26 protein-coding genes are annotated in these 20720 nt (G+C 55.8%); 7 read left to right on the top strand and 19 right to left on the bottom strand.

The window, feature by feature from the left end; all coding sequences use genetic code 11:
- Positions 1–12 precede the first annotated feature (12 nt).
- Positions 13–285: a PTS sugar transporter subunit IIB gene (locus GUC22_RS07365; protein WP_004870916.1), complete on the bottom strand. Its 273-nt coding sequence runs from the start codon at positions 283–285 to the stop codon at positions 13–15.
- A gap of 80 nt (positions 286–365) precedes the next feature.
- The gene (locus GUC22_RS07360; protein ID WP_004870914.1) at positions 366–809 is read right to left on the bottom strand and encodes a PTS sugar transporter subunit IIA; all 444 of its coding nucleotides are present in this window, start codon (positions 807–809) and stop codon (positions 366–368) included.
- A 236-nt stretch (positions 810–1045) separates the two neighbouring features.
- Here GUC22_RS07360 and GUC22_RS07355 point away from each other — a divergent pair, with 236 nt between their 5' ends.
- Positions 1046–2065: a LacI family DNA-binding transcriptional regulator gene (locus GUC22_RS07355; protein ID WP_004870912.1), complete on the top strand. Its 1020-nt coding sequence runs from the start codon at positions 1046–1048 to the stop codon at positions 2063–2065.
- Between the two features lie 2 nt (positions 2066–2067).
- Here GUC22_RS07355 and yfcD read toward each other — a convergent pair whose 3' ends face one another.
- From yfcD to yfcF, 3 genes are read right to left on the bottom strand one after another with little or no spacing between them, the layout of a single operon-like run.
- On the bottom strand, positions 2068–2622 hold the full coding sequence (gene yfcD / locus GUC22_RS07350) for an NUDIX hydrolase YfcD (protein WP_004852867.1): 555 nt from the start codon (positions 2620–2622) through the stop codon (positions 2068–2070).
- A 58-nt stretch (positions 2623–2680) separates the two neighbouring features.
- Positions 2681–3232, bottom strand: a complete 552-nt coding sequence (gene yfcE / locus GUC22_RS07345; protein WP_004123174.1) for a phosphodiesterase — start codon at positions 3230–3232, stop codon at positions 2681–2683.
- A gap of 56 nt (positions 3233–3288) precedes the next feature.
- Positions 3289–3933: a glutathione transferase gene (gene yfcF / locus GUC22_RS07340; RefSeq protein ID WP_049087140.1), complete on the bottom strand. Its 645-nt coding sequence runs from the start codon at positions 3931–3933 to the stop codon at positions 3289–3291.
- Between the two features lie 208 nt (positions 3934–4141).
- Here yfcF and yfcG point away from each other — a divergent pair, with 208 nt between their 5' ends.
- The 6 genes from yfcG to GUC22_RS07310 all read left to right on the top strand — a co-directional run bounded on the left by yfcG (position 4142) and on the right by GUC22_RS07310 (position 7712).
- Positions 4142–4771 (top strand): GSH-dependent disulfide bond oxidoreductase, encoded by a 630-nt coding sequence (gene yfcG, locus GUC22_RS07335; RefSeq protein ID WP_134878323.1) that lies wholly within the window; start codon positions 4142–4144, stop codon positions 4769–4771.
- A gap of 65 nt (positions 4772–4836) precedes the next feature.
- The gene (folX, locus tag GUC22_RS07330) at positions 4837–5199 is read left to right on the top strand and encodes a dihydroneopterin triphosphate 2'-epimerase (RefSeq protein ID WP_004104107.1); all 363 of its coding nucleotides are present in this window, start codon (positions 4837–4839) and stop codon (positions 5197–5199) included.
- 23 nt (positions 5200–5222) lie between these two features.
- On the top strand, positions 5223–6116 hold the full coding sequence (locus tag GUC22_RS07325; protein ID WP_024359275.1) for a TIGR01777 family oxidoreductase: 894 nt from the start codon (positions 5223–5225) through the stop codon (positions 6114–6116).
- Positions 6117–6333: 217 nt separating this feature from the next.
- Positions 6334–6588, top strand: a complete 255-nt coding sequence (locus tag GUC22_RS07320; RefSeq protein WP_160183447.1) for a hypothetical protein — start codon at positions 6334–6336, stop codon at positions 6586–6588.
- 3 nt (positions 6589–6591) lie between these two features.
- Positions 6592–7158, top strand: a complete 567-nt coding sequence (locus tag GUC22_RS07315) for a hypothetical protein (RefSeq protein WP_049088443.1) — start codon at positions 6592–6594, stop codon at positions 7156–7158.
- Between the two features lie 56 nt (positions 7159–7214).
- Positions 7215–7712 carry a GNAT family N-acetyltransferase gene (locus GUC22_RS07310; RefSeq protein ID WP_024359278.1) on the top strand — a complete coding sequence of 166 codons (498 nt, stop codon included), beginning with the start codon at positions 7215–7217 and terminating at the stop codon, positions 7710–7712.
- 41 nt (positions 7713–7753) lie between these two features.
- On the opposite strand, the gene hisP is transcribed toward GUC22_RS07310, so the two are convergent.
- From hisP to GUC22_RS07240, 14 genes are all read right to left on the bottom strand, one after another.
- Complete coding sequence (gene hisP, locus GUC22_RS07305) at positions 7754–8527, bottom strand: histidine ABC transporter ATP-binding protein HisP (RefSeq protein ID WP_004123193.1); 774 nt, start codon at positions 8525–8527, stop codon at positions 7754–7756.
- A gap of 7 nt (positions 8528–8534) precedes the next feature.
- Positions 8535–9251: a histidine ABC transporter permease HisM gene (gene hisM, locus GUC22_RS07300; protein WP_004870894.1), complete on the bottom strand. Its 717-nt coding sequence runs from the start codon at positions 9249–9251 to the stop codon at positions 8535–8537.
- Entirely contained in the window at positions 9248–9934 is a 687-nt protein-coding gene (locus tag GUC22_RS07295; RefSeq protein ID WP_004123199.1) for a histidine ABC transporter permease HisQ, read from the bottom strand. Before GUC22_RS07295 ends, hisM begins: the two co-directional genes overlap by 4 nt.
- A 66-nt stretch (positions 9935–10000) precedes the next feature.
- Positions 10001–10783, bottom strand: a complete 783-nt coding sequence (gene hisJ, locus GUC22_RS07290; protein ID WP_004123203.1) for a histidine ABC transporter substrate-binding protein HisJ — start codon at positions 10781–10783, stop codon at positions 10001–10003.
- 257 nt (positions 10784–11040) lie between these two features.
- Positions 11041–11823: a lysine/arginine/ornithine ABC transporter substrate-binding protein ArgT gene (argT, locus tag GUC22_RS07285; RefSeq protein WP_049131203.1), complete on the bottom strand. Its 783-nt coding sequence runs from the start codon at positions 11821–11823 to the stop codon at positions 11041–11043.
- 291 nt (positions 11824–12114) lie between these two features.
- The gene (locus GUC22_RS07280; protein WP_049088439.1) at positions 12115–12684 is read right to left on the bottom strand and encodes a UbiX family flavin prenyltransferase; all 570 of its coding nucleotides are present in this window, start codon (positions 12682–12684) and stop codon (positions 12115–12117) included.
- 136 nt (positions 12685–12820) lie between these two features.
- Entirely contained in the window at positions 12821–14338 is a 1518-nt protein-coding gene (purF, locus tag GUC22_RS07275; protein WP_004870888.1) for an amidophosphoribosyltransferase, read from the bottom strand.
- Positions 14339–14371: 33 nt separating this feature from the next.
- Positions 14372–14860, bottom strand: coding sequence for a colicin V production protein (gene cvpA, locus GUC22_RS07270; protein WP_004104143.1), 489 nt, complete (start codon positions 14858–14860; stop codon positions 14372–14374).
- A 199-nt stretch (positions 14861–15059) separates the two neighbouring features.
- Positions 15060–15737, bottom strand: coding sequence for a cell division protein DedD (gene dedD / locus GUC22_RS07265; RefSeq protein ID WP_049088438.1), 678 nt, complete (start codon positions 15735–15737; stop codon positions 15060–15062).
- Positions 15727–16995 carry a bifunctional tetrahydrofolate synthase/dihydrofolate synthase gene (folC, locus tag GUC22_RS07260; RefSeq protein ID WP_101867818.1) on the bottom strand — a complete coding sequence of 423 codons (1269 nt, stop codon included), beginning with the start codon at positions 16993–16995 and terminating at the stop codon, positions 15727–15729. Before folC ends, dedD begins: the two co-directional genes overlap by 11 nt.
- Before the next feature lie 72 nt (positions 16996–17067).
- Positions 17068–17982, bottom strand: a complete 915-nt coding sequence (gene accD, locus GUC22_RS07255) for an acetyl-CoA carboxylase, carboxyltransferase subunit beta (protein ID WP_004870882.1) — start codon at positions 17980–17982, stop codon at positions 17068–17070.
- 194 nt (positions 17983–18176) lie between these two features.
- Entirely contained in the window at positions 18177–18836 is a 660-nt protein-coding gene (locus GUC22_RS07250; protein ID WP_004123217.1) for a DedA family protein, read from the bottom strand.
- A gap of 27 nt (positions 18837–18863) precedes the next feature.
- Positions 18864–19676, bottom strand: a complete 813-nt coding sequence (truA, locus tag GUC22_RS07245; protein ID WP_004870879.1) for a tRNA pseudouridine(38-40) synthase TruA — start codon at positions 19674–19676, stop codon at positions 18864–18866.
- Complete coding sequence (locus GUC22_RS07240) at positions 19676–20689, bottom strand: aspartate-semialdehyde dehydrogenase (protein ID WP_049088436.1); 1014 nt, start codon at positions 20687–20689, stop codon at positions 19676–19678. Before GUC22_RS07240 ends, truA begins: the two co-directional genes overlap by 1 nt.
- Positions 20690–20720: the final 31 nt, after the last annotated feature.

Below are 20720 nucleotides of genomic sequence, written 5' to 3'. Positions count from 1 at the left end.
CGCTATAAATAGTTATTGTCTGGCGAACCACGCGCGCAGCTGCGCTTCGAGTTCGTTAATATCGATGATGTTGGTAATCACCACCAGCTGGCTTTCCGGGACGCTGGCGCTGGCGGCAATATCTTTTGCCATCACGAATAAATCTGCCGCGCCCGGCGTTGCCGACGACAGATCGGAGTGCTCAACCTCAGCCTCGATATCGAGCTTTTTCAGCACCTTTTTAATATTCATCTCAACCATAAAACTACTGCCCAGGCCAGAACCGCAAATTGCCATAATTTTCATTGTTATCACCTTTTTTTGGGTAGAGTACGTCCGCATCACGCAGGTGCGTAATGGGTTATAAGTCGGATAATAAAATTAAATCAGAAACGCGCGATGATAGTTTTTATCTCCTCCAGGTTGGTTGCCTGATGTAATTTATTCATATCTTCATCGCTGGAAAATAATTCCGCCAGCGCAGAGATTGTTTCGATATGGCTATGCTTATCCGGGGCCGCAAGCATAATGACAATATCAACCGGGTCGAACTCTTCCGAGCCAAAGGACACGCCCTGCCCCAGCTTCAGCAGCGACAGACCTAAGCCTTTCGCTCCCTCCTCCGGTCGCGCGTGCGGCATCGCCAGACCCGGAGCCAGTACATAGTAGGGCCCCAACCTTTGATGCTGCTCCACGATGGCCTTTACGTACGCAGGTTCTATCACACCGGCCTTGAGCAGCGGTTGGGCACAGATGTCCAGCGCCTGTGGCCAGGTTTCCACGCTCTGCCGCAGCATGATGGTGGCATCCGAGAGCCATGTTTTGAGCATTTTGTCACCCCCACTTTTAGCAAAAGATGGGCAAACTTTATGCAAGCCGCCAAGAGTTATCTGCGAGAGCGATCACAAAGATAGCGCTACCAACGTTGAACATTCAGATTTGTGATAGCGCTATCAATTCGCAATCATCCCATCAAAACGCAGCAAAAAGGCCCGTTTAAGGCGTATACTCCTGACACGTGAAGTAATGGATGATAATAAAAAACGTCTGTTTAGCAGGAATGTGTATGTCTCTAACCCGAAAACGGCGTAGTACCGGTAAAGTCACGATCGCCGACGTTGCGCAACTGGCTGGCGTAGGAACGATGACCGTGTCCCGCGCCCTTCGCACGCCGGAACAAGTTTCCGATAAGCTACGTGAAAAAATCGAAGCGGCGGTGCAGGAGCTGGGGTACATGCCTAATCTTGCCGCCAGCGCGCTGGCGTCAGCCTCCTCACGAACCATCGCCATGGTGGTGCCAAATCTTGCGGAAGCGGGCTGCTCGGCGATGTTTGCCGGGCTTCAGCAGATATTACAGCCGGCAGGATATCAAATCATGCTGGCGGAATCGCAGCACCGTCTGGAGCAGGAAGAGAAACTACTGGAAACGCTGCTGGCTTCTAATATCGCCGCCGCCATTCTACTGAGCGTTGAGCACAGCGATACCGTACGCCACTGGTTGCAGAACGCCTCGATTCCGGTGGTGGAGATGGGCGCAATGCGCGCCGATCCTATCGACATGAATATCGGCATTGATAACGTGGCGGCGATGTTCGAGCTGACGGAGATGCTTATCCACCGCGGTTATCAGAATATCGGTCTGCTGTGCGCCAATCAGGAACAGTGGATTTTTCAGCAGCATTTACAGGGATGGTATAAAGCCATGCTGCGCCATCACATGTCGCCAAACCGGGTGATTAACGCCGCGCTGCCCGCCAACTTTTCCACCGGCGCTTCACAGCTGCCGGAGTTTTTGCTGGCATGGCCGGAACTCGATGCGCTGGTCTGCGTTTCCGATGAGCTGGCATGCGGAGCGCTGTATGAATGCCAGCGTCGGCGCATCAAAGTTCCTGATGATTTAGCCGTCGTCGGCTTTGGGGATAGTGACGTAAGTCGGGTCTGCCAGCCACCGTTAACGACGATGGCGGTACCGCATCACAAGATTGGCATCGAAGCCGGCCGTGCTCTTCTGGAGCGACTTAGCGAGGGAAACTGGAGCGACAGAAGACCCATCGCATCCAGTTTATGCATGAGGGATAGCTGTTAAAACTACTCGGCCTCTTCCTGCTTTTCGCTTTTTGCTGACTCATTATTGGCATTGCGGGTCATCCACAGCGCCAGCGCTTTTAATGAATCCGGGGTGAACTCATCGCAGCGGGCGGTGATCTCTTCCGGCGTCAGCCAGCACACTTCGCTCACTTCTTCTTCCTGCAGGGCGAACGGCCCGTGCGAGACGCAGCTAAACAGGCCGCCCCAGACGCGGCAGTGTTTATCTTCGTAGTAAAACTGCCCGTGGTCAGCAAAAGGCACGCCGGCAATACCGAGCTCTTCTTCCGCCTCCCGGCGCGCGGACTCCAGCATTTGCTCGTCAGCCTGCACCACGCCGCCGGCGGTAGCGTCCAGCATGCCAGGCTGGAAATCTTTTGTTTCGGTACGGCGCTGTACCAGGATTTTGCCCATCCCATCATGAACAACAATGTAGGTCGCACGATGACGCAAACACTCCGCACGCATTTGTTCGCGGCTGGACTGTGCTATCACCTCATTGTTTTCATTAACAATATCGACCCATTCTGTGCTTGCCAAATGATTCTGTTCCGCCATCAGGAAACCTTACTTTTTAAAGCGCTCTTGCGGCGCGTCTATACGGTTGAGGGGTAAATTACGGGTAAATTGCGACCTCTGCAATAACCTGATTATCATCGAGTGCTAAAACCTGCAATTGCCCCTCGTTCAGCAGACCGTAGCTGGCGGTAAATCCCCCTTTAGGGATGCTGACCGAGCCGGGGTTGAAGAGGAAAATCTCACCGCGTTTCTCGGCAACCGGAATATGAGTATGACCATAAGCCAGCACATCGCCAGCGGCGAGGGGAGGCAAATTATCGGGGCTATACAGATGTCCATGGGTCAGAAACAGGCGGGTTCGCTCGCTCAAAACCTGCTGCCAGGGGGCGGTAATGGGGAAATGGAGCAGCATCTGATCGACTTCGCTGTCGCAGTTGCCGCGTACGGCAATCACCCGCTCCGCCACGCTATTGAGCGCTTCCGCGACCTGGGCCGGGGCATAGCCTTCTGGAAGAGCGTTACGCGGCCCGTGATTAAGCACATCGCCGAGGATAACCAGCCACTGCGCCCCACTGCGCGCGAACAGCTCAAGCACGCGTTCAGCGGCAGGCAGAGAGCCGTGGATATCCGAGGCAAACATCAGCTTCATACAATTTATCTCCACGCATGACGATGCGTCTATGATAACGGAACCGCTGAAGCTTATCAGCCCGCGCGTTTGGCTGAGAGTGCGACGTAGCGCTGTACCGACGCCCGCTGCCACTGGAAGACGGCGTAATCCGCCAGCGCGGCGGGGACCTCATCGCCGTTAAGGACCAGTCGATTGAGCATCAGCGCCAGGTCGGTATCGGCAATGGACCACTCGCCAAATAGATTCTGCCCGCCGTGGGACAGCAGTACGCCAGCCGTTTCAAACAGCTTAGCGGCGCTTTTTTGCCCGGCGTCGCTGAGCGGAGGCTTCTTTGCGCCGCCAAAGACCACGTCCGTTGAGCGTTCTTCACGGATCGGCATTAAATCGCTGCGCAGCCAGGCCTGTACCTGACGCGCCCGCGCGCGCTTTTGCAGGTCATGCGGATAAAGCCGCTCCCATTCCGGGGGCGCAAAGCGCTCGTCCAGATATTCGGTAATCGCGGAGGATTCGCTCAGAAAAAACTCGCCGATCTCCAGCAGCGGTACGCGTCGCGTCGCGCTGTAGCCTTTCCAGCCGCTTTGCAGATGCTCGCCGCTGTCGAGGTTGACGGTTTTTAGGGTAAAAGGCAGGCTCTTTTCCTGCAGGGCAACGTAGACGGACATCACATATGGCGAGAAAAAATCGGCGTCGGACCACAGGGTAATCGCGGGCTGGCTCATAGCATCCTCAATGGCTAATGTAATGGGGCGATACGCCAACATATCCTGTCTTTCAGAGGATGTCACTGACCGCTAGCCTCAGGATCTTACATACTTCTCTGAGGTGTACGCTATCGGCGAAAGTCATCCAGAATGAGGCAAACCTGCCGGATGATGCCACTTCACCTATACTCGAAAAGTTTGCGACCTGTGACGGCGAGGGACTCTCATGATCGATCTTTACTACGCACCCACCCCTAATGGCCACAAAATCACGCTCTTCCTTGAAGAAGCGCAGCTGCCTTACCGCCTGATCCGGGTGGATATCAGTAAGGGGGAGCAGTTTCAACCGTCGTTTCTGGCGATTTCACCGAACAACAAGATCCCGGCGATCGTTGACGATGCTCCCGCCGACGGCGGCGCCCCGTTAAGCCTGTTTGAGTCCGGCGAGATCCTGCTTTATCTGGCTGAAAAAACCGGCAAATTACTGAGCGGCGAACTCCGCGAACGCCACATTACGCTACAGTGGTTATTCTGGCAGGTCGGTGGGTTAGGGCCGATGCTCGGGCAAAATCATCATTTCAACCACTTTGCTCCGCAGGCGGTGCCCTACGCCATTGAACGCTATCAGGTGGAAACGCAGCGTCTGTATGGCGTGCTCAATCGGCGCCTTGGCGAGAGCCCCTGGCTTGGCGGCAATCACTACAGCATCGCCGATATCGCCTGCTGGCCGTGGGTGAATGCCCATCAGCGCCAGCGTATCGACCTCGCCAGTTTTCCGGCGGTGCATAACTGGTTCGAGCGCATTCGCCAGCGCCCGGCCACCGTTGAAGCGCTGCTGAAAACAGAAGCCCATTAACCCCCTGCTCGCCCGGGAAGCTTTGATGTATGATGGCGGAAATTACTACACGGAGGAAGCCTGCAATGTCTCAACCAGACGCCATTATTCGAATTAAGAACCTGCGCCTGCGTACTTTTATCGGAATTAAAGAGGAAGAGATCGCCAACCGCCAGGACGTGGTGGTTAACGTCGCTATCCATTATCCGGCGGAGAAATCACGCAACAGCGAAGACATTAACGATGCGCTGAACTACCGCACCATCACCAAGCGCATTATTAGCCATATTGAGAATAACCGCTTCTCTCTGCTGGAAAAATTAACTCAGGATGTGCTCGATATCGCACGCGAACATCACTGGGTCACTTATGCTGAAGTAGAGATCGATAAACTGCATGCGCTGCGCTACGCCGATTCGGTATCCATGACGATGAGCTGGCGGCGTTAGGCGCATCATCTTAGGGAGGCGCTATGAACGTTCTGCTTACTGGCGGTACCGGCCTGATAGGCCGACATCTGATCCCCCGGCTACTGGAGCTGGGGCATCACGTAACGGTTTCAACGCGCAGCCCGGAAAAGGCCAAAAGCCGCCTCGACCCACGCGTCACCCTGTGGCGCGATTTCGAGCATCAGGCGAACCTCAACGGCATTGATGCCGTCATTAATCTGGCAGGCGAGCCGATCGCCGATAAACGCTGGACGGCGGAGCAGAAACAACGTCTCTGCCACAGCCGCTGGGATATCACGCAAAAGTTGGTCAAGCTGTGCAACGCCAGCGATACGCCACCCACGGTGCTGATAAGCGGTTCCGCCACCGGTTACTATGGCGACCTCGGTGAAGTCGTGGTTACCGAAGAAGAGCCGCCGCACAACGAGTTTACCCATAAGCTTTGCGCCCGCTGGGAGCAAATCGCCTGTGAAGCACAGAGCGATCGCACCCGCGTCTGCCTGCTGCGTACCGGCGTGGTGCTGGCGCCGCGCGGCGGCATTCTGGCCAAAATGACGCCGGCTTTTAAACTTGGCCTCGGCGGCCCTATCGGTAGCGGAAGGCAATATCTGGCGTGGATCCACATTGACGACATGGTCAACGGTATCCTCTGGCTGCTGGATAACGACCTGCGGGGGCCGTTTAATATGGTTTCCCCTTACCCGGTGCGTAACGAGCAGTTCGCCCACGCGCTGGGCCATGCGTTGAATCGGCCCGCCATTTTCCGCGTCCCGGCGGCGGCGATTCGCCTGCTGATGGGAGAATCTTCCGTTCTGGTACTCGGCGGCCAGCGCGCGCTGCCAAAACGCCTGGAAGCCGCCGGATTTGGCTTTCGTTGGTACGATCTGGAAGAGGCCCTTGCCGATGTCCTGAAATAGTTCAGGGGCCTTCAGGGAGGTCTCGGCGATCTCCCTGCTCTGTTATTTGTGGAACCCTCCTCGCAACGCGTAAAAACCACCGCGTCTGTCGCGTCTTAACTGTGAATCTCATTCCAGCGATCTCCCCTTCACTCTGTCATAACCCCTGCGTGTGATTTAACTTTACCCAACCGTTGACATCCGTCAACATTATATTCAGTATTAGCAGGACACATTGATGAAGGAACATCCGGATAAACATATCAGAGCCGCTATTGACTACGCGCTGGCGCGCGGCTGGATTTTTCACCCTGGCGGCAAAAGCGCGCACTGTTTTGGGCGACTGATGTGCGGAACAGCCCACCATCGGGAACACATGATGAGCATCTGGTCAACGCCGGCGGCGCCCATGCACCATGCCAGGCAAATCATCCGCATGGTCGATCGCTGTCTGGTACCCGTATCGGGTCAGATTAACCACAAGAAGGATTAAACCATGGCGCTGTATAACTTTACGCTCACCCTCTCCGGCGTCACCGCGCATACCGTGGGACTAGAGGATGCGCTGCATGCGGCAGGCTGCGCTGATGCCCTGGTCTGCTTTTACGGAACGGCGGTCTATCTGGAGTTCGACCGCGAATGCGATTCTCTCGAACAGGCCATTTTGTCAGCGATTGCCAATATCGAATCCGCCCCGGCCCTGAATGCGCGGGTCGAATCCGTCGATTCCGCGCTGGTTGGATTAAGCGATATTGCTGAACTCACCGGCCTGACGCGACAGGCCATCGCCTTATTGAAAGATGGCGCACGAGGCTCGGGCCAGTTTCCAGGGCCGGTACAGCGGGTGAAAGGCAATTCGCCGCTGTGGCGCTGGAAAACCGTCGTCGGCTGGCTGGTGATGGAGGGACGGCTTGCCGGGGATTCACCGCTGGTCGCCCACGCCGAGGTGCTGGACAACCTCAACCTGGCGCTGCAGTTGAGGGCGACGCAAGAGAGCAACACCGTGCTGCGCTATCTCGGCGGGCTCGAAAATCAGCGCCGGGCTTCACCGAGGGTCGGTTAGACTCAGCGCTTTATGATGTTAAGGTGGCGGAATAATCCACCTCTATGGACTGCATGATGATAATACTCACTACGCCGCGCCTGCGCCTCTCGCCGTTTCACGCATCCGACTGGCCATTTTTCCTGCGCTTACGGCGAGACCCGGAAGTGATGCGCTATATGGGCGAGGTTCTTGAAGAGCCAGCGCTGCGGACGCTGTTTGAATCCCGCTGCGCTGACCCTGGCGTATTCGTACTGCGCGACGCCAGCGGCGCGGCGGTTGGCGATATCGGCCTGCGCATCAGCGGTAAAAATCCGCACGAAGCGGATATCGGATACGCTCTCCTGCCCGATGCTCAGGGAAAGGGATACGCCAGCGAAGCGTTAAAAGCAATTTGCGACTACGGCTTTAACCAGCTCGGCGTTCACGCGATAAATGCCTGGGTTCTGGGCAATAACGCTGGCTCTTCCCGCCTGCTGGAAAAACACGGTTTTATCCGCATTCAGGTGCTCGAAAAAGCGTATCATTTGAACGGAATGGACTACGATGACTGGGTGTATCGGCTGGAGCGCTAGCCGTCCCGGCGGAGGGGATTCCGCCGGGGGCATAGGCAGTATTACTTTAACGAGCCCTTCAGGAACTGCTGCAGGCGCGGGCTTTTCGGATTGCCGAAAACATCGTCAGGGTGCCCTTCTTCTTCAATCTTGCCCTGATGCAGGAAAATCACGTGCGAAGAGACATGGCGCGCAAAGCCCATTTCATGCGTTACCACGACCATGGTTTTCCCCTCTTCCGCCAGCTGCTGCATAATACGCAGCACTTCGCCCACCAGTTCAGGGTCAAGCGCCGAAGTCGGTTCATCAAACAGCAGTACGTCGGGCTCCATCGCCAGCGCGCGGGCAATGGAAACGCGCTGCTGCTGGCCGCCGGAGAGGTGCACCGGATATTTAATCTGCTGGCGTTCGTCAATACCGACTTTTGCCAGATATTTGACCGCCCGATCGCGGGCTTCCTGTTTGCTCAGGCCTAACACCTGAATCGGCGCTTCCATCACATTTTCCAGCACCGTCATATGGCTCCACAAATTGAAGTGCTGGAACACCATCGTCAGGCGGGTACGCAGCAGGCGCAGCTGGTTCTTATCTGACACCTTTAACTGACCGTCTTTATCGCGAACCAGGCCAATGTTTTGCCCGTTAACGACGATCGTCCCTTCGCTGGGCTTTTCAAGAAAGTTAATGCAGCGCAAAAAGGTACTTTTACCGGAACCGGATGAGCCAATAATACTGATCACGTCTCCGGCTTTCGCCCGCAGTGAGACGCCTTTCAGTACCTCATGCTCGCCGTAACGTTTATGCAGATCGATTACATTTAATTTATTGTCGGACATGGCGTTCTCAGTGCGTCGAAGAAGGTTTGATGTGCTGGAGCCAGCGCTTTTCCGCTCTGCGGAACAGGCTAATCAGCACATACGAGATAATTAAGTACAGTACTGCGGCAATACCAAAGGCGGTAAACGGCTGGTAGGTTGCCGAGTTAATATCGCGGGCAATTTTCAGCAGATCCGGCACCGTGGCGGTAAAAGCCAGCGCGGTGGAATGCAGCATCAGAATCACTTCGTTGCTGTACGCAGGCAGAGCGATACGCAGCGCGGAAGGCAGGATAATGCAGCGATACATTTTAACCGAGGAAAAACCGTACGCCCGGGCAGCCTCTATCTCGCCTGCCGGCACTGAACGAATCGCCCCGGCGAAAATCTCCGTGGTATAGGCGCAGGTGTTCAGCGTCAGCGCCAGCACCGTACAGTTCAGCCCGCTGCGAAAGAAGGCGTTCAGCAGTTCAGTGCCTTTGACGATTTCCAGCGTATACATCCCGGAATAGAACACCAGCAGCTGAACGTACAGCGGCGTGCCGCGAAAGATATAGGTGAAGAGCCAGATAGGGAACTGGATAAATTTGTTGCTCGACACTCGGCCTATTGCGAGGAAAACCGCCAGGATGCCGCCCATCACCACGGAAGAGATCAGCAGCCAGAGCGTAATCGCGACGCCGGTAAAGCGGTAGCCGTCGGTCCACAGCAGGGATTTCCAGTACTCCTGAATAATGTCAATCACAGGTCAGCCCTCTTCACGCCCACAGAGTAACGGCGTTCGAGCATCAGCAGCACACCATTGGAAACCGTTGTAAATACGAGATAAATCAGGCCGCAGACGATGGCGAAGTAGAAAGGCTCCCAGGTGCTTTTACCCGCCAGCTGGGTTGCCTTGACCACATCCTCCAGCCCCAGCAGCGAGACCAGCGCGGTCGCTTTGAGGATCACCTGCCAGTTGTTGCCTATTCCAGGCAGCGCATAGCGCATCATTGCCGGGAACAGAATGCGACGAAAGGTTTGCCCGCCGCTAAAGCCGAAAGCCGTCGCCGCTTCAATATGCCCCGTCGGCACCGCCAGGAAGGCGCCGCGAAAAGTTTCGGTGAAGTAGGCGCCGTAAATAAAGCCCAGCGTGATGATACCCGCCACCATTGGGTCAATATCAAACTGCGCCAGGCCAAGCGCATCGGTCACGCTGTTAAGCGCGATCTGCAGCCCGTAGAAAATCAGCAGCATCAGCACCAGATCGGGGACACCACGGATTAAAGTGGTATAGCCTTCAAAAATCAGCGCTAATGGACGATTGTTAGAAAGTTTCGCCCCAGCGCCCGCCAGGCCGATAAGCACCGCCAGAACGACCGAGCTTAACGCCAGCTCAAGGGTGACCAGCGCGCCCTGAAATATAACCTGTGAAAACCCGTACAGCATGCTGTCTGCCCTGTCTGTCATCAACCATCGCGCGTGAAATCACGCGCGATGGGGTGCGCGGGATGATTAGTCGCCGTACACGTTAAAATCGAAATATTTTTTCGCCAGCTTGTCGTAGGTGCCGTCCTGGCGCATCTCGGCAAAGGCTTTATTCAATGCTTCACGCAGTTCGTTGTCCTCTTTACGCAGCCCCATACCGGTGCCGACGCCGAACAGCTTCTCGTCTTTAATCGACGGGCCGCCGAACTGATAATCCTTGCCGATAGGCTGTTTGAGGAAGCCTTCGCTGGCGGCGACTTCATCCTGGAACGCAGCATCGATACGTCCAGCGGTCAGGTCAGAATAAATATTGTCCTGCCCCTGGTAGGAAACGATTTCAATACCCTTCGGCGCCCAGTGCTCGTTGCCGTAGGTTTCCTGAGTGGTACCCTGCAGAACGCCAACGCGTTTACCTTTCAGCTTCGCGAGGTCTGGCGTAATATCGCTGCCTTTTTTCACGACCAGGCGCGAATCCGCCGCGTAAAGCTTGTCGGTGAAGGCAATTTCCTGCTGACGTTTTTCGGTGATTGAAAGCGAAGACATAATGGCATCGATTTTCTTCGCTTTTAAAGACGGGATCAGCGCGTCCAGCGGGTTCTCAATGAAGGTACATTGCGTATTGATGCGCTTACAGAGCTCTTTTGCCAGATCGATGTCAAAACCAACCAATTCACCCTGTGCATTCTTGGATTCGAACGGGGCATAAGTAGGATCGGTGCCGATGCGGACTTTTTGCGGAATGGCTGCGAATACAGTGGAAACGCTGGAAAGGGCCAGCGCTAAAGAGAGAGACAACGCCAGTTTTTTCATAACTATCCTCAACAGACTGTCATTCTAACGGATTTATTAGAAGTACTTACGGCAGTTATCGTGCCATTATTCGCCCCGGTAAGGCAAAACATTCCGCGCCGGGAAGCAAATTTTTTCGCATCAGAAACGCTTAACTATGCACTTATTAACATCCCGTGCGGAATTCTTTGCACCAAAGCGATCCGCAAAAAGCGCAGTTGCACCAATAATGGGCAGAAATAGATACGCGTGGCCCGGAGTCCGGGCCAGCGGGCGTCTTACTCACCGTAAACGTTGAAGTCGAAGTACTTCTTCGCCATTTTGTCGTAGGTACCGTCTTTACGCATGTCAGCCAGCGCTTTATCAAACGCGGCCTTCAGCTCGCTATCGTCCTTACGCAGGCCGATGCCGGTACCATCACCGAAGAATTTTTTGTCTTTAACGGAAGGACCGGCAAACGCGAAATCTTTACCGGCGGGTTGCTTGAGGAAACCTTCGCTCGCGGCCACTTCATCCTGCAATGCGGCGTCAAGGCGGCCAGCGGAGAGGTCTGAGTAAATCAAATCCTGGTTCTGATAAGCCACGACATCGACGCCGTGGCTGCGCCAGCGTTCATTACCATAGGCCTCCTGGGTAGAGCCCTGAAGCACGCCGACATGCTTGCCTTTCAGCGATTCCAGCGTTGGCTGAATCGGCGAGCCTTTGGCGGCAATCAGGCGCGAGTCGGCGGCGTAGAGCTTGTCAGAGAAGGCGATTTCCTGCTGGCGTTTTTCCGTAATCGACAACGAAGAGATGATAGCGTCGATTTTCTTGGCCTTCAGCGACGGGATCAGGGAGTCGAAATCGCTGCCAACCCAGCTACATTTTACTTTGATACGCGAACAGAGCTCATTGCCCAAATCAATGTCAAAACCCACGAAATCCCCTTTCGCATCCTTAGAAGAGAAAGGCGCGTAGGTGGCATCGGTGCCAATGCGAATACTCTGCGGCAGCGCGGCGAAGGCGCTGGAGGCGCTGCAAATGCCCATCATTAAAGAGAGAGCCAGGACCGTCTTCTTCATAGGTTACCCTTAAGTGTCGTGATGTTGTTATGCGATGCGTTATTTTGTTATTTGTGCTGCCGACAAAATCTTGCACGTTTTATGCCATTTTCTCAGTGCGTGCTGGAAATGGCGTTAAATTTGTTAAATAAAGGTTGCAAGTTTGTCTTAAAAGGGAAGATACCAGCAATAACGGATAAACCGCAGTGTCACAGCGCAAAAAAACAAATTAAATGTTGAGGATTTGATCGAGGCGACAAAATTGCACTGCGGCAATGCAGATGTGAATAAAGCGCACTATCTTAGTGCGCTTTACGCTCCCTGCCAGCGGGTAAAGAGGTCTTCAGGAAGAGAAATATCAAACTGATCGATAACGCGGTTGACCGTTTGGTTTATCACGTCATCAAGGGTCTTTGGCCGATGATAAAACGCGGGAACCGGCGGCATAATCACCGCGCCCATTTCCGCCGCCTGGACCAGCAGACGCAGGTGGCCAAGGTGGAACGGCGTTTCCCTTACGCACAGCACCAGCGGGCGACGCTCTTTGAGCACCACGTCTGCCGCCCTGGTCAATAGCCCATCGGTATAGCTATGAACAATGCCGGAAAGGGTCTTCATCGAACACGGCAAAATGACCATTCCCGCGGTTTTAAAAGAGCCGGAAGAGATGCTGGCGGCGATATCGCGGGCATCGTGCACCACATCGGCTAACGCCTGCACCTCCCGCAGGGAGAAATCCGTCTCCAGCGCCAGCGTCTGCCGCGCGGCCTGGCTTAAAATAAGATGGGTTTCGACATCAGGCACCTCGCGCAAAACCTGGAGCAAACGCACGCCGTAGATTGCGCCGCTGGCGCCAGAAATGCCGATAATGAGTCGCTTCACGATGATTGCCCCTTTCCCACGATGGCGCAGACTTTGCCGGATTATAGCCCCCGACGCAACCGCGGACCCGCAATTGGCGCGAGAAAATAAAAAAGCCCGCAGTCTCCGGACCGCGGGCTTTCAGCAAATCAAAGGATTACCCTTCGTTATGCATCTCTAAGTTTTCAACTTCGTTTTGCAGCTGAACCGCTTTCGCATCGTCGTTACGCAGGGAATCGAGATAGTCCAGATATTGCTGATCGACATCTTTGGTGACGTAGATACCGTTGAACACCGAGCATTCGAACTGCTGAATATCCGGATTCTCAGCGCGCACCGCGTCAATCAGATCGTCCAGATCCTGGAAAATCAGGCCGTCTGCGCCGATGATCTGGCGAATCTCATCCACTTCACGCCCGTGTGCGATCAGCTCATTGGCGGTCGGCATATCGATGCCATACACGTTCGGGAAGCGAATTTCCGGCGCCGCGGAGGCCAGATACACTTTCTTCGCCCCGGCTTCGCGCGCCATCTCGATAATCTGCTCTGAGGTAGTGCCGCGCACGATGGAGTCATCCACCAGCAGCACGTTCTTATCGCGGAACTCGGCGCGGTTGGCGTTAAGCTTACGGCGCACGGACTTACGGCGCAGCTGCTGGCCCGGCATGATAAAGGTGCGGCCAACGTAGCGGTTTTTAACAAACCCCTGGCGGTAAGGTTTGTCGAGAATACGGGCAATTTCCAGCGCGATATCGCAGGAGGTTTCCGGGATAGGAATGACCACGTCGATATCCAGATCTTCCCACTCGCGGGCAATTTTCTCGCCCAGCTTCGTGCCCATATTAACGCGCGCGCTATAGACGGAGATTTTATCGATGAAGGAGTCCGGACGCGCAAAGTAGACGTATTCGAACAGGCACGGGTTGCTGACCGGGTTCTCCGCGCATTGACGAGTGAACAGCTGACCTTTTTCGGTGATGTACACCGCTTCGCCAGGCGCCACGTCGCGCAGGAACTCAAAACCCAGCGTATCCAGCGCCACGCTTTCCGAAGCCACCATATACTCGGTGCGGCCATCGCCGATATCGCGCTTGCCCAGCACCAGCGGACGGATGCCGTTCGGGTCGCGGAAGGCGACCATGCCGTGGCCGATAATCATCGCCACGCAGGCGTAAGCGCCGCGAATCTGGCGGTTGGTGGCAGCGATCGCCGCAAAAATGTTGTCTGCTTCCAGCGGATAGTGGCGGTAATTGTCCAGCTCGCTGGCGAAGATATTGAGCAGAATTTCGGAATCAGAGGTGGTGTTGATGTGGCGGCGTTTTTCTTCAAACAGCTTTTTACGCAGCTCGTGAGCGTTAGTCAGGTTACCGTTGTGCGCCAACGTAATGCCGTACGGCGAGTTGACGTAGAAAGGCTGTGCCTCGGAGGCGCTGGAGCTGCCCGCCGTCGGGTAACGAACGTGACCAATACCCATATTGCCCTGCATACGCTGCATATGGCGAGCTTCAAAAACGTCGCTCACCAGTCCGTTCGCCTTACGCAAACGGAAACAGTTGTTCGCATCAATAGTGATGATGCCTGCGGCATCCTGGCCACGATGCTGAAGCACCGTTAACGCGTCATAAATCGACTGGTTTACCGGCATAACACCGGCGATACCGACAATACCGCACATACGTCTTTTCCTCGTTAAGCTACATCCCAACGCTTATGCTTTGGGCAAGAAACTTGACGAGCTCTGCAGATAGTCAAAAAACCATCTGATAACGAAACTGAACTGCGGGATAAGCTCAGACTTTTGCCAGTCTTCGCTTTTCGCCATACCGGTAAAGCTATCGAGAAAGAACAGAATCGCTGAGACGATTAACACCCCGCGCAGGGCGCCAAAGCAGATCCCTAACACCCTGTCGGTTCCCGACAGGCCGGTTTTTTCCACCAGCTGACCTATCACAAAGTTAACGATAGCGCCGACGATAAGCGTTGCGATAAACAGTATCGCGATAGCAATCCCATTTCGGACCAGTTCGTCTTCAAAGCCCGTGAACCAGACAGCCAGGTAAGTGTAGTAATGACTGGCAACAAAGAAAGCGCATCCCCAGGTTACCAGCGATAAAGCTTCACGAACAAAGCCGCGGATCAGGCTAACCAGTGAGGAAAAACCAATCACCGCAATTATGGCGTAATCAATCCAGACCATATACGTCCCACGATTTTACGCCCTGTCGTCCGGTTCGGGGCGCATTCTAACAGAAAAAGAAAACGTTTGCGTAGGGATTTCCATGCCCTACAGAAATAAAAATGGCGCTGAAAAAACATTCAACGCCATACTGCCTTTCGCCTCTTCAGGGCGCGTCAGACAGGGGTTCCGGCCCTCTACTCCTTTAAAAAAGAGAGAGTTAGTTCGGGCTGTAGCCCATGACCACGCCGCTAAGTCCTGAAATCTGCTTCAGCTCGCCAAGCTGGCCTTTCAGCTTATCCTTTGAAGTATCCGGCCCCACGAGGATACGGGTGATTTTACCCTGCACCGGCGTCGAAGGCGACGTGTAAACTTTAAAGCCGGAAGCGCGCAGCTTACCAACAATTTCGTTGACCTTATCGGCGTTCTTCAGCGCGCCCAGTTGCACAACATAAGCTTTGCCGGTCGGCGCCGGAATTTCAGCCTGCTGCTGCGGTTTAGGCGGCGGCGTCTGCGCCGTAACCTGCTGCGTCTGCGGTTTCTCCACCGGCTTAGGCTGAGGTTTCGGCTGCGGCTTCGGCGTCACAACCGGCTCCTGGACCACATCAAAACTGTTGTTGTTCACCGGTATTCGCGACGGATCCAGCGATGGCGCAGCGGCATCGCCTGCTCGCACCTCTTCCGCCGCCCCTTCCGGAGGCTGCGAAGGCAGCGCCTGAGTCGCTGCAGGTAACATATCCGGCTCATCGCGATCCCCCGGCTTTGGCACCAGCGGGATCGCGGCAAACTCATCCTGATAATGTTTTTTCTGACCATCCAGCAGCCCTGGCAGGATAATCACCCCCAGCGCCACCAGCACAATCGTCCCGACTAAACGGTTCTGAAACTTACTCGCCACCGATTCTCCCCGCGTCTATTTCTTCCATTACATGCGCCACCGTGTGGAATGAACCACATACCAGCACCGTATCTTCAGGTCTGGCGTCCGCCATCGCGGCATGCCACGCCTGCGCGACGCTAATATAGACTTTGCCTGTGCGCAAATGTTCCAGCAGCTGCTCCGCCGTGGCTCCACGCGGCCCTTCCAGCGGCGCGCAGTACCAGTCGTCAACTTCCGTCTGCAGATTTGCCAGCGTACCTGCGATATCCTTGTCATGCAGCATACCAATAACCGCCAGCACGCGCCCCGTTTTCGATAAGGTTCTGAGACGCCCCGCGAGATATGCCGCCGCATGCGGGTTATGGGCAACATCAAGGATCGTCCGGGGAGCCTCGCTGATTATCTGGAATCGCCCCGGCAGCATCGCGCGTTGTACGCCGTCGCGAATCGCCTGCTCGCTAACTTTAAGCCCGCTGGCGCGCAAGGCCGCAATCGCCGTAGCCGCATTCGGCATCGGAACCTGCGGCAGCGGCAGGTCGGTCAACGCCCCCTGCCGATCGTAGAAAGACCAGCCTTGTTCCCCGGCCTCGTACCGCCAGTCAACGTCACGGCGCAGGAGCCGCGCCCCTTTTTCATCCGCCACCTGAGCCATGGTCAACGGCATATCGGGTTCACCGACGATGGCCGCTTTGCCGGCGCGGAAAATACCCGCCTTTTCGCGGCCGATGCTTTCGCGATCCGGCCCCAGCCAGTCAGTATGATCGAGGGCGATACTGGTCACCACCGCCACGTCGGCATCGACGATATTGGTCGCATCCAGGCGGCCGCCCAGGCCCACCTCAAGAATCACCACATCCAGCCGCGCCTGCTGAAACAGCCACAGCGCGGAAAGCGTGCCGAACTCAAAATAGCTCAGGGAAATCTCACCGCGCGCGGCTTCAATTTCGGCAAAAGAGGTAGTGTGCGCCAGCTCCGTCAGCTCCTCGCCCTGCACGCGCACCCGCTCGGTGTAGCGTACCAGATGCGGCGAACTGTAAACTCCAACCTTGTAGCCCGCCGCCATCAGCGCCGACTCCAGGGTACGGCAGGTAGTGCCTTTACCATTGGTTCCCGCCACCGTGAAGACAAACGGCGCCGGTTTTAATACCGCCATCCGCTTCGCGACCTCGCTGACGCGCGCCAGGCCGAGATCGATAGTTTTGCTGTGCAGATGCTCCAGATAAGAAAGCCACGTAGCCAGGGGCGACGCGGCCTGAGGAATAGGTTGTTTTTCCATGATGTCCGGCAAGAGTTAAGATCGCTACGCGTATAAAAAAGGGCAGCGCCGTCAGGCCTGCCCTCTCCATTATCAGGCCTCTGGTTCCTGATCCGGTACCGGCGGCACCACCTCGCCTTCGTGAGCGGGTTCCGGATTTGGCGCCGGAAGGTTCATCAGCTTCGCCAGGATACTGGCCAGCTTCAGACGCATTTCCGGGCGGCGTACGATCATGTCGATCGCCCCTTTCTCAATCAGGAACTCGCTGCGCTGGAACCCCGGCGGCAGCTTCTCGCGAACGGTCTGCTCGATAACGCGGGGACCGGCAAAGCCGATCAGCGCTTTTGGCTCAGCGATGTTGAGATCGCCCAGCATCGCAAAACTCGCCGAGACGCCGCCCATGGTTGGGTCGGTCAGCACAGAGATATACGGCAAGCCGCGCTCCTGCATTTTCGCCAGCGCAGCGGAGGTTTTCGCCATCTGCATCAGCGACATCAGCGCTTCCTGCATACGCGCGCCGCCGGATGCGGAGAAGCAAATCAGCGGGCAGTTGTCTTCCAGAGCCTGCTCAACCGCGCGAACAAAGCGCGCGCCGACCACGGAGCCCATTGACCCGCCCATAAAGGAGAATTCGAAAGCGGCGGCAACAACCGGCATATCGTGCAGGGTGCCTTTCATGACCACCAGCGCGTCTTTTTCGCCGGTCTCTTTCTGGGCGGACGCCAGACGGTCTTTATACTTTTTCGAATCGCGGAACTTCAGCACATCTTTCGGCTCGAGCTCGCTACCCAGCTCCACGAGGGAACCTTCGTCCAGCAGACTATGCAGGCGGTTGCGCGCCGACATACGCATGTGGTGATCGCACTTAGGGCAAACCTCCAGGTTGCGCTCCAGCTCTGCGCGGTACAATACCTGTCCGCAGCTGTCGCACTTGGTCCATACACCTTCAGGAATACTTGCCTTACGGGTGGGGGTTATATTGCTTTTAATTCGTTCAATCCAGCTCATTGATAACCTTTCTACCTGAACCTGGTCGATGCCAGTTTTGTCGCAAGGGGCGCATAATGCCATTTTTGCCCCTTACAGACCATGAATGTTGCACATTAAATCATAACATCCCGTAACATGGGATAAAAAAGTGGTCGAACCGCTCACACTTCACTCTACGGACGGCGGCATACCGCCCGAAGATCGTCGCCGCGTTATTTCGCCTGTTTCGCCGCCGCCCGCTTGTGGCGGATGACTTCAATCACGCCAGGCAATACGGAGAGGACGATAATCGCCACAATCAGCAGCTTAAGGTTTTCCTGTACGATCGGCAAATCGCCGAACAGATAACCCGCATAGGTAAATAACAGCACCCACAGCAGCGCGCCAACAACGTTATACATCGCAAAATGACGATAGGACATATGCCCCATTCCCGCCACAAACGGCGCAAACGTTCGGACGATCGGCACGAAACGCGCCAGAATGATAGTTTTACCGCCGTGGCGTTCGTAGAAGCTATGGGTCTTATCCAGGTAGCTGCGGCGGAAAATTTTCGAATTGGGATTGCTGAAAAGCTTTTCACCAAACAGCCGGCCAATCGTGTAGTTCAGCGCATCGCCAACAATCGCGGCAATGACCATCAGCAGCACCATTAAATGCACGTTGAGATCGTTGGTCGGCAGCGCGGAGAGCGCGCCCGCCACAAACAGCAGAGAATCCCCCGGCAGGAACGGCGTGACCACCAGACCGGTTTCGCAGAACAGAATCAAAAATAAAATCGCGTATACCCAAATACCGTACTCCGCGACCAGCTCAGCCAGATGCACATCAATATGCAGGATAAAATCAATTAAAAAGTGAATCAGGTCCATAGTTTGCGTTAGCCCTTAATAACCCGGTTAGTCCGCCAGAAACAGCGGGCCCATCGGCATGACCGGGAGGTCGTAGCGGGCCGGGTAGTCCACCGACACCAGATACAATCCTTCCGCCTTTGCCGTTGCGGCGGCAAGCGTCCTGTCTTTTGCCGCCAGAAGTTCTGCAATCCAGCTCTCTGGCTGGTTACCGGCACCTACTTCCATCAGACTGCCGACAATGTTCCTTACCATATGATGTACAAAGGCATTCGCTTTGATGTCCACCACCACATATGCACCATAACGGGTGACGTTGATGTGCATCACGTTGCGCCACGGCGTGCGCGACTGGCACTGTACCGCACGAAACGAGGTGAAATCATTCTCTCCCAGCAGACACTGAGCGGCGCGCTGCATCCGCTCCGCATCCAGCGGCAGATAATAATGGGTTACGCCGCGGCTCAATACCGCCGGCCGCAGACGATGATTATAGATAACATAACGATAGCGACGCGCCGTGGCGCTGAAGCGGGCGTGAAAATCTTGCGGAACCGGCTTCACCCAGCGCACCGCAATGTCGCCGGGTAAATTGGCATTCACGCCCAGCGTCCATGCGGCATCCTGACGCTGCGCGCGCGTTTCAAAATGCACCACCTGACCGGTGCCGTGAACGCCGGCGTCCGTACGGCCGGCGCAAAAAACGTTAACAGGCTCGTTCGCCACCTGCGAAAGCGCCTTTTCCAGCTTCTCCTGCACGCTGCGAACTTCATTCTGCCGCTGCCAGCCGTAGTACTTGCTGCCATCATATTCGATGCCCAGCGCAATTTTGTAGACCGGCGGCTGCTCCATCTCAGACATCAGTACAGATACTCCTGAACCAGCTTCTCAGCGATTTTCACCGCCATCAGCGCGCCGCCAAAACGGACGTTATCGGCAACGGACCAGAACTGCACCTGCTCCGGCATCCCGTAATCGTTATGCACGCAGCCGACGGAAAGGCGGCCATTACCGGAAGCATCGCCGACCTGCGTCGGGAACTCGCCCTCTTCTGACAGCTCGATATCTTCGCCGCGGCTAAGGGCATCGCGCGCCTCTTCCGCCGCCAGCGGGCGCTGCGCTTCAAAGCTGACCATCTGTGCATGACCGTAGAATACCGGCGACTGAACGACGCTTGCGGAGATCATCAGGCCGTCATCCTGCAGAATTTTTCGGACTTCATCGACGATACGACGCTCTTCGCGCACGCTTCCTTCCCGATCGGGCAGCAGCGGCAGCATATTGAACGCCAGCTGGCGGCCGAAGAAGTCGTCCTCATCGATCGGAACACCGTTAAGCAGTTTGGCGCTCTGCCCCGCCAGCGCATCGACCGCTTTTTTACCGTGGGCGGAGGCGGACAGCAGGTTGGTCACGCTGATGCGCGACAGGCCGCCCTGATCGATCAGCGGTTTTAACGCCGACAGCAGCTGGCTGGTCAGGCTATTCGGTACCGCAATAACGTTACGATTGCGGTAATCCGCCAGCACGAACGGGTTGACATCCGGCACCACCAGCGGCACGTCCGGCTCCAGCGCAAACAGACCGCTTAAATCAATCACCAGGCAGCCCGCGTTTGTGGCGTCGTCGATATACGCCGCGGTCGCTTCGACGCCGGCGGCAAAAAAGGCCAGCTGGACCTGGGTCCAGTCGAATTCGGCCGCATCCTGTACGACAACCGACTTGCCCGAAAAGCGCAGATGTTCCCCAGCGCTATCGCTTCGAGCCAGGGCATAAATATCCCCCACCGGGAACTGACGATCGGCAAGCGTTTCGAACAGGGCTTCGCCTACGGCGCCCGTTGCGCCCAGTACGGCAATATTCCAGCCTTCAGACATGGTGGTGTACTCCAGAAAAAAGCGGCCCTGC

The sequence above is a fragment of the Klebsiella sp. MPUS7 genome, assembly GCF_009905335.1.
GTDB classification, from domain to species: domain Bacteria; phylum Pseudomonadota; class Gammaproteobacteria; order Enterobacterales; family Enterobacteriaceae; genus Klebsiella; species Klebsiella grimontii.
The sequence above is the reverse complement of the archived record's forward strand: the minus strand, read 5'-3'. Positions and strand labels throughout refer to the sequence as shown.

Coding starts and splice junctions, on each gene's coding strand:
- GUC22_RS07250 (WP_004123217.1), bottom strand. CDS start 18,836: ATGGACCTGATTCACTTTTTAATTGATTTTATCCTGCATATTGATGTG.
- GUC22_RS07365 (WP_004870916.1), bottom strand. CDS start 285: ATGAAAATTATGGCAATTTGCGGTTCTGGCCTGGGCAGTAGTTTTATG.
- purF (WP_004870888.1), bottom strand. CDS start 14,338: ATGTGCGGTATTGTCGGTATCGCCGGTGTTATGCCGGTAAACCAGTCG.
- GUC22_RS07360 (WP_004870914.1), bottom strand. CDS start 809: ATGCTCAAAACATGGCTCTCGGATGCCACCATCATGCTGCGGCAGAGC.
- GUC22_RS07315 (WP_049088443.1), top strand. CDS start 6,592: ATGGCGCTGTATAACTTTACGCTCACCCTCTCCGGCGTCACCGCGCAT.
- cvpA (WP_004104143.1), bottom strand. CDS start 14,860: ATGGTCTGGATTGATTACGCCATAATTGCGGTGATTGGTTTTTCCTCA.
- folC (WP_101867818.1), bottom strand. CDS start 16,995: ATGGAAAAACAACCTATTCCTCAGGCCGCGTCGCCCCTGGCTACGTGG.
- GUC22_RS07320 (WP_160183447.1), top strand. CDS start 6,334: ATGAAGGAACATCCGGATAAACATATCAGAGCCGCTATTGACTACGCG.
- hisJ (WP_004123203.1), bottom strand. CDS start 10,783: ATGAAAAAACTGGCGTTGTCTCTCTCTTTAGCGCTGGCCCTTTCCAGC.
- argT (WP_049131203.1), bottom strand. CDS start 11,823: ATGAAGAAGACGGTCCTGGCTCTCTCTTTAATGATGGGCATTTGCAGC.
- yfcD (WP_004852867.1), bottom strand. CDS start 2,622: ATGGCGGAACAGAATCATTTGGCAAGCACAGAATGGGTCGATATTGTT.
- GUC22_RS07325 (WP_024359275.1), top strand. CDS start 5,223: ATGAACGTTCTGCTTACTGGCGGTACCGGCCTGATAGGCCGACATCTG.
- GUC22_RS07355 (WP_004870912.1), top strand. CDS start 1,046: ATGTCTCTAACCCGAAAACGGCGTAGTACCGGTAAAGTCACGATCGCC.
- yfcE (WP_004123174.1), bottom strand. CDS start 3,232: ATGAAGCTGATGTTTGCCTCGGATATCCACGGCTCTCTGCCTGCCGCT.
- truA (WP_004870879.1), bottom strand. CDS start 19,676: ATGTCTGAGATGGAGCAGCCGCCGGTCTACAAAATTGCGCTGGGCATC.
- GUC22_RS07295 (WP_004123199.1), bottom strand. CDS start 9,934: ATGCTGTACGGGTTTTCACAGGTTATATTTCAGGGCGCGCTGGTCACC.
- folX (WP_004104107.1), top strand. CDS start 4,837: ATGTCTCAACCAGACGCCATTATTCGAATTAAGAACCTGCGCCTGCGT.
- yfcF (WP_049087140.1), bottom strand. CDS start 3,933: ATGAGCCAGCCCGCGATTACCCTGTGGTCCGACGCCGATTTTTTCTCG.
- accD (WP_004870882.1), bottom strand. CDS start 17,982: ATGAGCTGGATTGAACGAATTAAAAGCAATATAACCCCCACCCGTAAG.
- GUC22_RS07240 (WP_049088436.1), bottom strand. CDS start 20,689: ATGTCTGAAGGCTGGAATATTGCCGTACTGGGCGCAACGGGCGCCGTA.
- hisP (WP_004123193.1), bottom strand. CDS start 8,527: ATGTCCGACAATAAATTAAATGTAATCGATCTGCATAAACGTTACGGC.
- GUC22_RS07310 (WP_024359278.1), top strand. CDS start 7,215: ATGATAATACTCACTACGCCGCGCCTGCGCCTCTCGCCGTTTCACGCA.
- yfcG (WP_134878323.1), top strand. CDS start 4,142: ATGATCGATCTTTACTACGCACCCACCCCTAATGGCCACAAAATCACG.